Genomic DNA, 14,959 nt, shown 5'->3' on the forward strand with positions numbered 1-14,959 from the left:
AATTAAAGTTAAGGATGTGTTGTATTTATCAACTTCATTTTCTTAACTTTGGAGAGGAGGTGGATAAATGGCAAACATTTTATTAAACGGCCTTGCTGAATCTCTTATAACGGCTTTAGCTAATGAGATAAGGGTAATCGAGTTATATTCGAAGTGTCTGAAGCATGAAATAAGTGATGATATGAAGGATGTGATATCTGCAATAATAAACGCGAAGAAAAGACATATGAAAATGTTGAGCGATTTTTTTGAAAAAAAATTTAATAAAAAACTCGATGATTCAAAGATAAAAGAACTATCCCTTGAAAATATCAAAAGTCTTGCTTTTGAACAATATACGCTCCACCTTCTTGATGTTGCCCTTGGTTATCAGACAAGAGGTAAAGACCATCTTGAAAGGTCGGCACAAAACTTTTCCGACTATAAAGATGTGCAAGCTCTCTTTACTAAACTGATAGAGGAAGAAGAAGAATATATTGCAATGATTGAAAAAGAGATAAAAGCAGAGCAGGGGAAACCTTTCAATGATTTCGAGCTTGATTTGTTCGTGAGAGAATAAAGAATTCATCATATTGTATCTGTCAAAATAAGATTTTTCTATCTTTAGGAAATTGTGGTTACCTTTATTGTTTGAGCATATTTTTTGATAATTCGATTGCAAAAGCCAATCATTTACACTGATATCTTGTGATTCAACACCTGAATCTGAGTATAGAGAGATTTCAATGACACTCAATTTGGAAAGTAGTAAAAATTTTATTCAACAGTAGGAAAAGTTTTTTGTCATATAATGAAAAAAAAATGGTATTGAAAGATATTTTTCCGGCGGAGGTAGAACATCAAGATTAAGTAATATTTCAATAAACTTCTTGTCTGTTTTTTGAAAATAATGCATAGTAATGCTGATGAATCCTGCTCAGTGAAATTCTTCACAAAGATGAAAATTATCGAATAAAGACTCTGAAAAGGAGGAGTCAGATGTGCCGTTTTAGTCACATATTTCGGTTTTCTATCTTTTTTATTTCATCTTTATTACTTTTAATGCCTCCTGCCCTATCTCATAGTAAAAAAATCACATATTCACCGAGTCTCACTGATTCCATTACAAGAATATCAATATCACCTTTTTCCAAATATCTCAAATTGGGGAAAAAGCAAAGATTTAGAATCAAACTAAGGGGCTTGGATAATCTGTCCTCAGAGAGTAAAGAGAGGATAAAGGATATCAAGAGAAGCTTCAAATGGTCAGTAAATGGGATTGAAGGTGGGAATGGTAAATATGGTAAAATCGACAGAAAAGGCAAATACCGTGCGCCTAAAAAGATAACCGGTAATAATCGTATTATCGTTGCGGCATACAGCCCTGATTTAGGATTGGAGAGCCCTGATGCAGTTGTAATTCTTGTTAAAAAGAAAACAGGTAAAGGACGCCTATATATCAAAGCAAGGTGGATGTCAAAGGGGAACAAACGCGCTCTACAGGGAGAAATCCCTGAAGAGGTAAAAAAAGTAAAAGGCATATTGAAAGATGGCAAAATAGTGATTGAGGAGAAGTTGGTAGATGTAAATGAAAGAAAGATAGAATTTTCATCTGTCCCTCTTGGCAGGGTATATACGGTTATCCTTCAAGGTATTGATGAAAACGGTGCTGTAATCTATGAGGGAGTCCATAAGAATGTGAAACCAAGACTCCCTGACAAAAAGCCAAAACCTATTGTTATTGTCTTGAAGACGAAGGAAGGAGAGATAACGATTTCCAATATAACACCGCAGATTGAGAAGATTACCGCAGGGGGCAAACAGAAATTTGAAGCAAAGCTCATAGGTGCATTCGACCCTGAAGGTGATGCAATAAAATGGTCAGTTGTAGGCGGTGCGACCGAAGGTCCCATTGGAAATATCACCCAGAAGGGACTTTATACAGCGCCGACAACTACATTATCCCCCATTACTGTAACGATTAGAGCTTCTTGGCGCGAGGATGAGAGGAAATTTTCGGAATATAGTTTTCAGGTTGTGCCAAATGTTTCAGTTTCTATTTCTCCTTCTTCCACCAGTGTTGAGTCAGGTGGGAAGGTTCAATTCACTGCTTTGGTTACAGGTGCGTCAGATACGGGTGTTTCTTGGACAGTGGAAGGAGGCGCAGTTAATGGGGCAATAGATGATACAGGACTTTATACGGCTCCTCAGGTTGAAGTAACGAAGACTATCAACGTGCATGCAACAAGTGTTGTTGATACATCCAAATATTCAGAAGCTCAGGTCATAGTAAAGCCATTGCCACCTCAGGTTGTAGCAGTATATCCAACTGGAGATGCTATAGGAGTGCCGGTAGATACGGTTATTTCAGCTACATTCAGCAGAAAGATGGATAGTTCAACAATAGATTCTTCATCATTTATGATAAATGGAATTACAGGTACTATTTCAACCAAAGGGAATACAGTGCTTTTTTATCCAAACAATGAGCTTGAATATGAAAAAGTTTATACAGTTACAATTTTTAGCACTATTAGAGATATAAATGGTATTCCATTGGAGAAAAATTATAAATGGTCCTTTTCAACAACAGGCCAGCTTTTTGTATCAGATGCTAATACCTTAAGAATTTGTAGTATAAACAATTTTTCAAAAAACAAAGAGATAAAGATTTCATTATCTACAGAAGGTGGATATGAATATGGATACCATATGACAATGGATAATATAAATAAACGATTATTTGTTATTAATGGAGGCAACGGCATTGAGATATTTGATTTTGCTTCAGGAGAAATAATAAATTGGTCTGCTACAGGAGGATCTCCTTTGGGAGTAACAGTGCAGAATGATGGAAAAATCATTGTAGTAGATGAACTAACTGAAGATATGAATCGTTATAACCCAGATCTTAGCTTTCTTGACGATAATGATTATTATAAATTTGACGATCCTGAAGGTGTTGCTTACGACTCATATCATAACCGTATTTATGTTGCAGAACAAAATGATGACAAGATCTTTATATTTAATGGAACAACTTTAGCTCATATAAACACTGTAAATGTTGACCCAGATAATGCAGACGCACCTTATTGGTTGGTAGTAGATGGAGCTGTAAACCGTCTTTTTGTACTTTCCGATGATTATAGTGGTATTTTTGTGTATGATATTATTTCAAATGGAAACGATCTTAAATTTAATAAAAAAATTCCTTCTTCAGGTGATTGCTATGGTACATTAGCTTTAAGCAAAACAGACCATAAGCTTTTTGCGGTAAATTACTGTAATGATACAGTTGAAGTCTTCAGTACAGAAAGTCTCAATTTTCTCGGAACAGTTCCTGTCTCATGTACTGGAACAGATCCTTTGATGATTGCAGCTGGAGGCTCTATTCCTGAACCTCCCCCTCAGACTGTATTTACAGGCACGCTTTTTGCTGAATCGTTCAGCGGCTCTACAAGTGACAGCGAGGCAACTGCAGTCCGTCAGACATCAGATGGCGGATATGTTGCAGTTGGCAGAAGCTATTCACCAGCTACAGCCGGTGATATATTCGTAATGAAACTCGATTCCAATGGTTCGATAAATTGGCAAAAGATATTGGATTCATCTTCATGGGATTATGCGAACGATGTTATCGAAAGTTCCGATGGCGGTTATGTCGTAGGGGGCTATACTACAGCCGGTCCAGCCAGTCATAATGCATTATTGGCAAAATTGGATTCCAATGGAAATGTTCAGTGGTCTAATGTCTATGGAGGAAGCGAACAAACTGAAATAAAAAGCGTCCGTGAAACATCAGATGGCGGCTATATTGCCGTGGGAAGAGCTAATGACAGCACCTTCTGGTTAGCGTGGGCTTTAAAAGTAGATTCAAATGGGATACCTGAATGGCACACGTATCTATTGTCAACTGCAGAGAGCGAACTAAATTCTGTAATTGAAGATTCTGGTGGAAATTATGTTGCTGTGGGAAATGCTATTGAAAATGGAGTGAGAAATGTTTGGATTGTCAAATTTGGACCTTTTGGAAGTAGCACTCTAACATCCTATAACATTACAAGCGATGATTGGGGATATTCAATAGACAAGACATTGGATGGCGGCTACATAATTGCAGGACAAAGCTTTTCCTGGAATGGCTTATTGATGAAAGTAAATCCTGATTTCTCAACAGCTTGGCAGAAGAGTTATGGAGGAAGCGGTTTTGACAGATTTTATTCTGTGAGACAGACAACTGATGGTGGATATGTAGCCGTTGGGTATTCATCCTCTTTTTCTTCTGCAGGAGATAATTCTGCATGGATGATAAAGGTTGATGCATCTGGGAATGTATTATGGCAGAAAGAATATTTCTCTCCATTATCCATTCTGGGTGAGGTCTTTCATTCTGTCGAAATGACCGTAGATGGAGGTTTTATTGTAGCTGGTGCAGGCGATATAGCAGGTAATGATACACAAGAACCGTGGGTACTTCATCTTGATAATAATGGCAATGCAAAAAATGGTTGCATTTTTGATGTGTTGACGACGAATCTGAGTGTTTTGGACCATACAGCGTCTATATCTTCTGGTGTCAGTTCTTTAGAAGGGAGTCTTGGTGAAGTAAATAATATTGTACTTTCAGAAAGCAGCTATTCATTGACTGCCAATGATTCATGTGCGACAACTTATTAATTCTATGTTTTGCACACTCATTTGTTGTTTTTCATAGCTTTAATCAAAGTGTAAATAGTTCAAATGGAAGTTCAAATTTAATCGTCTTTTCATTTCCCACTTCGAGATTTAAAATATGATGGAACTTTATGTCCATCTATCATTTTGCTTACTCAATTCTTATATACGCCAGTAAATAGCAATTCCCTGCAATTAAGTTTCTCCTGTTGGTTTACGCCAGATATTGTGTCGGATGACAGGTCTATTGTTGATTCCGATGTAGCTGGCCAATAGGGGCACTCTCTTATTATTGGATACTGGACAGTCGACGGCACGATTGATATACAGTATCACGACTCCTATATGGAAAGCAATTTTCCTGTCAATGCAAGCCAATGGTATCATAGTGTTGTGAATTTCGTTTCGGCAGGAGGAGGTGTGGTAACAGGTGAATGGATTGTATGGAGTATAGGAGCAGCAGGCGCACATTCAGGTCTTGAACCGATTATTCCAGTAACTTATGCCGGAAGCTATATCACCAATACTACAACGCCAAATACTCATACACAGGCAACAGCTGACTCTGTGCTAAACAATGGTCTTTCCTATTGCTTCAGTTTTTATATGGATAATTTAGGCGGTTCTGAATCCTGTCTTACAACAAAGAGCAGTGCTTCTACATTTTATACGAGTGACCATGGGGGCTCATACTGCCCATCGGGAAATACGGGAGCGGCATGCTGGAATTACGCCAGCGGCAGAGTGATTAGTTTTTCAACATTGATTTCCTCTCTTGAATTATCAGACCCCTATTACACAACGCTCTTTGTCAATTCCGTAGAATGGGCAGGAAAATGGTAAGAGAATAACCTTTAAAAATCTTGTGATTTTCATTTTCTCAAGCAAAAATAAAAAAATCATTCAAATTCCATTTTAAATCAAAAGAGTATGTTTTATTTTTAAACCTGATTATCCTTTTAATGGATTTTTCTTGAATTTTTAAAGTGCCCTCTTGACTATAATTTTTTCATATTCTATTTAACAGGCAAGACATAAGCATTGGAGAGTTGGTAACGCTTTGAATCGTAAGATTATTTTTTTGGAAAATTAATCTTTTTCTTTTGATATGCCGAAATTTCAAGTGCTTATTTTGGTATGGCAGAAGATATTTGGAGATAAGAAATCTTTATTGGATAAACAACAAATTTAGCGGAGTAATTGGGTGTATAAAGGCAAAACGGTTTCAGTAATTCTTCCTACCTATAATGAGAAGGATTCAATAAGGCAGGTTATCAATGATTTTTTTGATACCGGTTATGTTGATGAGGTGGTTGTCGTCAATAATAATGCCGCTGAGGGAACAGAAGAAGAAGTAAATAAAACACAAGCCAGACAAATCTTTGAAAAAAAACAGGGCTATGGATATGCTACCCAACGAGGACTTGCCGAAGCCAAAGGAGACCTTTTAGTTATTTGCGAACCTGATGGGACATTTATTGCCCATGACATAATCAAACTGCTTGCTTATTCTGAGGATTTTGATGTCGTTTTTGGGACGAGGACGACTTCAAAAATGATTCTTGAAGGAGCAAATATGGGATTTTTCCTGAGACTCGGCAATTGGGCTGTGGCGAAAATGATGGAAGTTCTCTTTCTTACAAGCGCTTTGACAGATGTAGGATGTACGATGCGACTTCTTTCAAGAAATGCTTATGAAAAGATAAAGGACCAATTTACAATAGGAGGCTCGCACTTTGGTCCAGAATTGATGTGTCTTGTAATAATAAATAAAATAAGTTTTATGGAGATACCTGTAAAATATGCTCCCCGTGTTGGAAAATCGTCAGTAACAGGTGATAAAGTTGTTGCTTTTTTCTTGGGGCTTAAGATGATTTCACTTATTATAAAGTATAGAATTAAAAGTCTCTTTTCATTAAAGAAGGGTTGACCACCAATTTATGCCTCTTTTTAATTGGTTTCATATAGGAAGCAATTACCTTTTCAGTAAAAATCCGCTCTACTTGATTTTTCAGATTACATCGAGGTGCAATTCAAGATGTCTCACCTGTTTCAATTGGAAAATTCTTGATGAAGAGAAAGGAAGAAATGACCTTTCATTAGATGAAATAGAGAAAATTTCTGAAAATTATGGACCACTTTTACAATTGACTATTGGCGGCGGAGAGCCTTTTTTGCGTGATGATATCGATGAGATATGCTTTCTTTTCAGTAAAAACAATTCTGTCCAACATATAACAATTCCTACAAATGCACTGCTACCTGAAAAGGTTGCAGAAAAAATAGAAAGCATTTTGAAAAAGTGTCATTTAAACTATCTTCGTTTAGGCATATCTCTTGATGCCATAGGTGAAAGACATGACAGGATTAGAGGGGTTGTCGGCAATTATGAAAAAGCAAAGGAGACATACCGACACCTTTTGCCACTGAAGGAGAAATACGAAAATTTTGGCATAGAAGTAAGCTCAGTCTTTTCAGCTTTGAATAAGGAAATAATGAAGGAAACAATCGATATTGTTAAAGAGGAATTTACTGAAATTGACAAACATGCAGTTGTAGTAGTGAGGGGCGATGCCAGAAATCCGGAAACAAAGGAAATAACTGCTGATGAATATGCAGATGTCATTGGCTACCTTTACAAGCGTGAGGAGGCAGAAAAGAGAAAAAGCAGATTTATTCCGGATTTTTTCAAGACTATCTTTAAAATAAATACAGACATTGTCTATAAGAATCTTAAAGGCGAAAAATGGCCTATTCGATGCCTAGCTGGAAAAAGATTGATTATCATTAAATCAGATGGTGAAGTATTGCCTTGTGAAATTTTGGATGAAGTCTTGGGGAATTTAAGGGACAATGATTATCAAATGGATAGGATTCTCAATACCGACAAGGCAAAAAGAGTAATAAAGAAGATAAAGGAAACGCAATGCAGCTGCACCTTTGAGTGTGCTGTCCATGCAAGTTTGATTTTTAATTTTAATAACTATCCTCACATCTTCAAAGAAATGTTGAAACAATAATGGTTGGGATATTTACAAAAGATCCATTTTCGATGGTATATAGCACATTTAAAATCTTCTGAAAGAAGATAGGTTCTTGAAAAATCTGAAAATTTCAAAAAATGAAATGACTTCAAGGTGTTGAATGAAAGTTTTTCTTACAGGTGCGGCAGGATTTATAGGGAATCATTTATTAAATCTGATTATACAAAGAAGTAAATATTCAAATATTGTATGCCCTGTAAGGGATATGGACAAAATCAAGAGAAAATTTTCAAATGAAAAAGTGTTTTTTTATGAGGGAGATATTTCAGTAAAAGAAGACATAGAAGGTAAAATTAATGGTTGTGATATTGTTTTTCATCTTGCGGCAAAATCCTTGACAAAGGATAGAAATGAACTTTTGAAAGTCAATGTCGATGGGACTAAAAATATTATCGAGGAAGCCCTTAAAAGTCAATGTGTAAAGAGAATTATTTATTTAAGCTCCATTTGGGCAGTTGACAGAAGTTTAAAAGATGATTTTTCATTACCTTTATCAAGTAAATCTGTACCAAATCCAAGGACATTCTATGGAAAAACAAAGCTTGAAGCAGAAAAAATTATTGAAAAAAGCGGCATTCCCTATACCATCCTTCGGCTTCCGCCAGTTTATGGTCCGGAAAGCAATTTGAATTATTTTTTGTTAAAACTTATAAGAGGTATCGAAAAAGGCAGTAGCATTTATCATTTTCCATTTCCGGGCAGTGTTAGTTTGGCTTATGTGGAGTCTGTTGCTGATGCCTGTCTTATTGCCGCTGAATCTAAAGAGTTGGAGAATAAAACCATCTTCTTTTGTACTGAAGAGCGATTGAAAATATTAGATATTTCATCTGAAATTATGCATATAATGGGAAAGAAAAGAAAAAAAGGTGAATTTTTAAAAAAAATAGCTTCTGTCTTTGAAAAAATTTTTACTTCCTATATAGGCAGGGTTATTATTCCTGTAAAAATTCAAACGCTTTTTTCTGATTATCTTGTCTGTGATTCAGTTGAATTTGAGAAGACAACAGGATATAAATCCAAAATATCCTTTAGAGAAGGATTAATTGAAACGATAGATTGGTACAAAAAACAAAAATTCAATTAAAACAATAGGATAAATCAACCAATGAACCATAAGGAGTTGAATGAGAAAAACAGTATATTCGACTGCCTTTTTACGGCACAGGAGATAGAAAAGAGAAAAGAATTGTGGAAGGTATTGTGCGATGATTTTTTCAGCAAATTTATAAATAGAGCAGATACTGTTGTTGACCTTGGCGCAGGCTATTGTGAATTTATCAACAACATCAAATGCAGAAAAAAAATAGCTGTTGACTTGAATCGTCATCCTAAAAAATATGCCAACGACGATGTAGAAGTTATAATTTCGCCGGCAACAACTGTGGCGCAAATAGAAGACAATTTTGCCGATGTAGTTTTTACAAGCAATTTTTGGGAGCATATGAGAGACAGAGAAGAGATGAAAAGGACTTTGATTGAGGTTAAGAGAATCCTTAAACCTTCAGGGAAATTGATAATTCTTCAACCAAATATCCGCTATTCATATAAAGTGTATTGGGATTTCTTTGACCATATAATTCCATTGAGTCACAAAAGTATGGAGGAGATTTTAAGATTTATGGGATTCAAGATAAAGTATATTCAGCCAAAGTTTTTACCTTACAGCACCAAATCGAAATGGCCTCAAAGCGCTTTTTTGGTGAAACTTTATTTAAAGATGCCTTTTTTGCATTATATCTTTGGGAAGCAGATGGTAATCGTTGCAGAAAAAGGAGATTAAAAAAAATATTTAATTATTTGAATTATGAAAGTTCTATTTATTTCAAAAGGACAGGAAACACTTGCAATTGAGTATCTTTCATCGGCATTGAAAAAGGAAGGCCATAAGGTTGAGCTTCTTTTTGACCCCGGTTTGGATGACAATATGGGGTTTTGGGATGTCTCCATTTTAAGAAAGATTAATCCTGATAATGTATTTAAGAAGGAGATTGCACGATTTAGCCCTGACCTTGTTGCGCTTTCCTGTCCTTTGAATATGTTTCCTTTTGTCAGGAAAGCAGCTGCCCTTGTCAAAAGCGTGGGACAGATTCCTGTAATTGTAGGAGGCGGCCATCCCACAATTGCTCCTGATTATGTACTTTCCGATAAGAATGTAGATATTGTTTGTCTCGGGGAAGGAGAGGAGCCTCTTGTAGAGCTTGCAGAAAGGATTGAATCAGGAAAAAGTTATGATGATGTAAAAAATCTTTGGATAAAAAAAGAAAATGGAATAGTAAAAAATCCGATTCGCCCCTTGCTTGAAGACCTGGATTCCTTGCCTTTTCCTGACAGAGAAATATTCTATAGATACAACTGTTTTTCCGGTAATCTTTACTTTATAGCAGGACGGGGATGTCCCTTCAACTGCACCTATTGCTGTCAACATTCCTTTCAGAATATATACAGAGGTCTAGGAAAGTATGTACGCCTGAGAAGTGTCGATAATGTGATAGAAGAATTGATCGAAGCAGTAAAAAAGTATCCTGCCGAGCATATCCATTCAGAAGATGACACCTTTGCCTTTGACCATAACTGGACAAAGGATTTCTGCAGAGAATATAAAAAACATATTGGTATCCCCTTTTATTGCCATGTAAGGCCCGGCACATTGACTGAGGAAATCTTGAATGACCTTGCTGATGCGGGATGTGTCGGAGTTTTTTTTGGTGTTGATTGTGGCAATGAAGAAATGCGGACAACGGTTTTGAAAAGAAAAATTCCAAACGATGTTATTATCGAACAAGCAAAGCTCGTCAAAAAATCAGGAATAAAGCTTTCCTGCTCATCGATGTTTTGTTTACCCGGTGAAACGCCTGAGCAGATGTATGAAACATTCAATATGATAAAAGAGATAGACAGCGACTATGCTTATGCCACGATTTATTATCCTTTCTATGGGACTGAGCTTTTCGATTATGCTTATGAAAATGGGTATCTTGATGAAGAGACTGTTGCATTAATCAAAGATGGCGGTGGCTCTTTATATGGCGAACCTCTTATTAAGAGCAAATACAAGGATACAGCATTGCTATTGAAAAATGTCCTTCCTGCTTATATGAGATTTAAAAAATTAAGATCTATTTTTGATTATATTTTAAAGATGAAATCCTGCACCGCTGGAAAAATTGTCAATTTGTTTTTAACTCCCTTTTCCTATGGGACTCTTGGCAAACTAAAGCGAAGAGAAATGTTGAGAGTTTTTTTCAGATTTCTATCCTATTGGCTTCGTCTGACGCCTATAAAAAAAATAGCAGGAGGCAAAGACTGATAGATGAGAGTCCTTTTTTTTGCTGTAGGACAGGAGCTTCTTGGCATTGAATATCTTTCATCAGCGCTAAAAAAGGATGGCCATGAAGTTGAGTTAGCTTTTGACCCGGGCCTCGATAACTTTCTTGGTTTTATCGATGTTGGTGTATTGAAAAAACTCAGCGGTGATAAATGGTATCTTGAGAAGATAAAATCTTTCAAACCGGATTTGATAGGTTTTAGCTGCCTTACGAATCTCTATTCCTTTGCCTGCGAGAAAGCGAGGAAAATAAAAGAACATTTCGATATTCCTATTGTAATTGGTGGTATTCATCCAACTATCCTACCTGATTATGTAATGGAAAATGGAAATTTTGATATCCTCTGTATCGGTGAAGCAGATGAGGCATTTCCTGAACTTTTAAGAAAAATGCAAAAAGAAGAAGGTTACTATGATACCAAAAACTTTTGGTTTAGAAAAAATGGGACAATAATTAAAAATGATGTACGTCCCCTCATACAAGACTTGGATTCACTTCCTTTTGCAGATAGAGAGCTTTTCTACAAGTATGGATGTTTTACGGGCACATTGTACTTTATTTCAGGTAGAGGTTGTCCTTTTTCCTGCAGCTATTGCTGTCACCACTTTCTGCAGAAAAAATACAAGGGGCTCGGCAAGTATGTGCGAAAAAGAAGTGTAGATAATATTTTGAGTGAAATAAAACCCTGCCTTGAAAAGTATAAAGTGAAATCACTCTATTCAATGGATGACCTTTTTACGATCAATACCGAATGGATCAAGGAATTTAGTGAAAAATATCGAAAAATATCGGATTTGCCTATCTATTGCCATGTAAGGCCGGGCACTCTCAATCGGGAGATTGCTAAGGCACTAGCTGATGCAAACTGCACATCTGTATTTTACGGCATTGATTCAGGAAGCACATACATTCGAAATAATATTATGAACAGAAAAATAAAAGATGAAGACATTATCTCTAATGCCAAGCTTTTGAAAGAATATGGAATCAAAATTACTACATCTGCAATCTTTTGCCTTCCTGATGAGACAGAAGAGCAGATGTTTGAAACTGTAGAAATAATGAAGAAGATTAAAGCAGACTACCTTTATACATATATCTATTACCCTTTTCCTAATACAGAATCTTTCAACTATTGTGTAGAAAAGGGACTGCTTGACGAAGAAACTTTGGAAAAGGTTAAGAATGGAGAAGGTTCTTTTCACAAGAAGCCGCTCATCAAATCAAAGTATGCAGACCTTGCTCAGGTTCTTAAAAGTATAGCACCTCTATATGTTAAATTTCCCTTTCTTGCTCCCTTAGTTAAATTTCTAATACGCAAGCGGCTTATTAAATTGAGCGAAATCGTCTTTTTTCTGACAGCGCCTTTTACATATGCGCACTTTGGAAGAGAGAAGATGAAGGAGTTTATTTCTCTTTTCAGAATGGCTCTAATTTCAAAATTTAAAAGAAGAATAGTATAAAATGAAGGAAGAAGAATTATCCTTTGCCAACAGGTTGAAAGTTAATTTTATCAAACCCTATTTAAGAAAAGAGGACCGCATTATAGATTTGGGGTGCGGTTCAATGTGGCTTACAAAGTATTTGCGGTCGCAGGGGTTCAACTGTACCGCATTTGACAGCACGCCGCCTGCTGATATAGTGGGCGATATCAAGCATTACCCATTCAAGGAATCTTCATATGATACGGCTATTGCCTTTGAGATGATAGAGCATGTTGACTGTATAGACGAAATCAAACATATTCTCAAACCCGGTGGCCTATTATTAGTTACAACACCGGTGCCTCATTTTGATTTTGTGTGCAAAATATTGGAATGCCTTTCAATATCGCAGAAAAGGACTTCTCCGCACTCAAACCTGCTTTATCTTGAAGATATACCAATGAAGCTTGTTGAAAAAAAGGTTTTATTTGGATTGTGCCAATGTGGTGCATTGAGGAATGAAGAGAAGGTCTAAGTAGAAAGTTTTTTGAAATTTCTGTTATTCTCTTTATATAATCAGTTAAAATTTTAAAAATTCCTTCTGATTGCAGGCAGAATAATTGGAAGAAAGGGTTTTTTTGTTGGCTTCTGAAAGGATAACTATAAAGTCATATCTTCTACTCTTGGCTTTAACAGTAAACTCTCTTTTTTTGAATGGCTATAGATTCGATTACAACATTCTTACCTCATGGCTTAGAAAACAGTCAAATCCTGAGCTTTTTAAGAATGATTTTTTTGTCAACACTGTGGACAAGGTGCAGATTAGCTGGTTTTATGAAGTCATAAAAAGATTATCGTTTTACATCGACCTTTCAATCCTTTTCTTCTTAGTCCACATTTTTTCGCTTACATTGATGTGTTTTTTCCTTTTCTATCTGGCATATGAATTGACAGGGAAAAAAATTATAGGTTATGCATCAGTTTTGATGTTTTCAATGGGAATAAGGCAATGGGTAGCAGGAGCACCGCAGGTTTACTATTTTTTTGTCCACCACAGCGCTTTTTCACTTCCCTTTTTTCTTCTCATTCTTACCCTTTTTTTCAAAGGAAAGAGGATTTTGGCGTATTTCCTACTTGGTGTTATGACAAATTTTCATCTCTTATTCGATATGTATGTACTTGTTGCCCTATCGATACCATTATTATTGGCAGTATATGAGAAAAGATGCACGATTAAAGAGTTTGTTTACTTAATTATTGCTTTTCTGATTCCTGCTATTCCTGCTATAAATCATGCAGTGCAATTTAGTGGAGAGTTTAAAGCAACGCCGGAATGGTTTCGAATTGTTAGATGGACTATATGGATACATATTCTTCCAAGTAAATGGGGCTTTGAGATAATCAGAAATTTTCTTGTTTATTTCCTCTGCTTTTTTGTGGCTTTTAGAGTTTATCCCAACAAAGAACATAAAAAAAACGTAGCATCTGTACTTGCGGGGCTTGGCATATTCTGTGCTGTTGGGACATTTTTTGTTGAGGTTGTCCCCACGCAATTGTTTACTCAGATACAAGTATGGCGAAGCACATGGATTTTCTTTATTTTGAGTATCCCAATTTTTGCAAATTTCATCTATCTTACTTGGAGCGATTCGCTCATTTCAAAATTTGCCTCTATTTCTACTCTTTTGGTCTTTGGCGGTTATGTAACGACACAATTTAACGACCCTCGTTGTTATTATGAAACACCTTTTTGGATGCTTCCTTTTTTTATGCTCCTTTCAATAACAGTAGGAGATTTCAATGTCTCTGAAAAATTTAGGAAAGCTTCTTCAATCTTCATCATAATTTTTTCATTTATAATTTTGGGTGAAACTCTAATTCCTGCCTTCGAAGGAAAATATTTTGATATAGGGGCAAGGAGATTGTTTGTTTTGCTTCTTGCTCTTGGTTCAGCTCTTTTGTTTTCATGGGATTTTATAAAGAATCTTCCTTCAAATAGGCAGGTGGCAGTTGCTATTTTAAATTTGATAGCTGTTTTTTCAGCGGTAATTTTATTGAGAGGTGGAGTTTATTTCCCTTTAAAAGGATATATGGACGGAAGAGAAGGCGATTGGGAAAGAATTCAGTTTTATGTGAGAGACAATACGCCAATAGATGCACTTTTTATAGTGCCGCCCTATCTTGCTTATCCTGATTTTAGATTCTATTCAAAGCGTGCAAGCTTTGGAGATTGGGTGGAGGGTGGATTTTCCGTATATTTGGGTAGTGAATTTGCTGAGGGATGGGCAAGAAGAATGGCAGATATTGGGTTAGATGGAAGAACATTCTTTGATGAAAGTTTTCAGCTCGAGAGAAAACAATACGCCTCTTTATCGGCGCAGAGAATCATAGAAGCTGGCTATAAATATGGTGCAGACTTTTTTGTGGCTGACAAGAGGAAAGGACAGACACTTCCTTTTGAAAAGCTCTATGAAAACAAATCATTTGCATTATACAAGATACCTCTCAC

General features: G+C 36.2%; 11 protein-coding genes. All 11 read left to right on the forward strand.

The window, feature by feature from the left end:
• The first annotated feature begins 67 nt into the window (after window positions 1-67).
• Window positions 68-559, forward strand: a complete 492-nt coding sequence (locus tag D6734_07640; protein ID RMF94474.1) for a hypothetical protein — start codon at window positions 68-70, stop codon at window positions 557-559.
• Between the two features lie 419 nt (window positions 560-978).
• On the forward strand, window positions 979-4,659 hold the full coding sequence (locus D6734_07645; GenBank protein RMF94475.1) for a hypothetical protein: 3,681 nt from the start codon (window positions 979-981) through the stop codon (window positions 4,657-4,659).
• Window positions 4,660-5,001: 342 nt separating this feature from the next.
• Window positions 5,002-5,499, forward strand: a complete 498-nt coding sequence (locus D6734_07650; protein RMF94476.1) for a hypothetical protein — start codon at window positions 5,002-5,004, stop codon at window positions 5,497-5,499.
• 361 nt (window positions 5,500-5,860) lie between these two features.
• Entirely contained in the window at window positions 5,861-6,586 is a 726-nt protein-coding gene (locus tag D6734_07655; protein ID RMF94477.1) for a glycosyltransferase family 2 protein, read from the forward strand.
• 10 nt (window positions 6,587-6,596) lie between these two features.
• The gene (locus tag D6734_07660) at window positions 6,597-7,676 is read left to right on the forward strand and encodes a radical SAM protein (GenBank protein ID RMF94478.1); all 1,080 of its coding nucleotides are present in this window, start codon (window positions 6,597-6,599) and stop codon (window positions 7,674-7,676) included.
• Between the two features lie 124 nt (window positions 7,677-7,800).
• Complete coding sequence (locus tag D6734_07665) at window positions 7,801-8,784, forward strand: NAD(P)-dependent oxidoreductase (GenBank protein ID RMF94479.1); 984 nt, start codon at window positions 7,801-7,803, stop codon at window positions 8,782-8,784.
• 21 nt (window positions 8,785-8,805) lie between these two features.
• Window positions 8,806-9,480 (forward strand): class I SAM-dependent methyltransferase, encoded by a 675-nt coding sequence (locus D6734_07670; GenBank protein RMF94480.1) that lies wholly within the window; start codon window positions 8,806-8,808, stop codon window positions 9,478-9,480.
• A gap of 24 nt (window positions 9,481-9,504) precedes the next feature.
• Entirely contained in the window at window positions 9,505-11,007 is a 1,503-nt protein-coding gene (locus D6734_07675) for a radical SAM protein (protein ID RMF94481.1), read from the forward strand.
• A 3-nt stretch (window positions 11,008-11,010) separates the two neighbouring features.
• Complete coding sequence (locus tag D6734_07680; GenBank protein ID RMF94482.1) at window positions 11,011-12,489, forward strand: radical SAM protein; 1,479 nt, start codon at window positions 11,011-11,013, stop codon at window positions 12,487-12,489.
• Between the two features lies 1 nt (window position 12,490).
• On the forward strand, window positions 12,491-12,985 hold the full coding sequence (locus tag D6734_07685; protein RMF94483.1) for a class I SAM-dependent methyltransferase: 495 nt from the start codon (window positions 12,491-12,493) through the stop codon (window positions 12,983-12,985).
• An 85-nt stretch (window positions 12,986-13,070) separates the two neighbouring features.
• Window positions 13,071-14,959 (forward strand): hypothetical protein (locus D6734_07690; GenBank protein ID RMF94484.1); only part of this gene is annotated, 1,889 nt, incomplete at its 3' end.

This window comes from Candidatus Schekmanbacteria bacterium, assembly GCA_003695725.1.
GTDB lineage: Bacteria > Schekmanbacteria > GWA2-38-11 > GWA2-38-11 > J061 > J061.

Coding starts and splice junctions, on each gene's coding strand:
- D6734_07640 (RMF94474.1), top strand. CDS start 68: ATGGCAAACATTTTATTAAACGGCCTTGCTGAATCTCTTATAACGGCT.
- D6734_07645 (RMF94475.1), top strand. CDS start 979: ATGTGCCGTTTTAGTCACATATTTCGGTTTTCTATCTTTTTTATTTCA.
- D6734_07650 (RMF94476.1), top strand. CDS start 5,002: ATGGAAAGCAATTTTCCTGTCAATGCAAGCCAATGGTATCATAGTGTT.
- D6734_07660 (RMF94478.1), top strand. CDS start 6,597: ATGCCTCTTTTTAATTGGTTTCATATAGGAAGCAATTACCTTTTCAGT.
- D6734_07665 (RMF94479.1), top strand. CDS start 7,801: ATGAAAGTTTTTCTTACAGGTGCGGCAGGATTTATAGGGAATCATTTA.
- D6734_07670 (RMF94480.1), top strand. CDS start 8,806: ATGAACCATAAGGAGTTGAATGAGAAAAACAGTATATTCGACTGCCTT.
- D6734_07675 (RMF94481.1), top strand. CDS start 9,505: ATGAAAGTTCTATTTATTTCAAAAGGACAGGAAACACTTGCAATTGAG.
- D6734_07680 (RMF94482.1), top strand. CDS start 11,011: ATGAGAGTCCTTTTTTTTGCTGTAGGACAGGAGCTTCTTGGCATTGAA.
- D6734_07685 (RMF94483.1), top strand. CDS start 12,491: ATGAAGGAAGAAGAATTATCCTTTGCCAACAGGTTGAAAGTTAATTTT.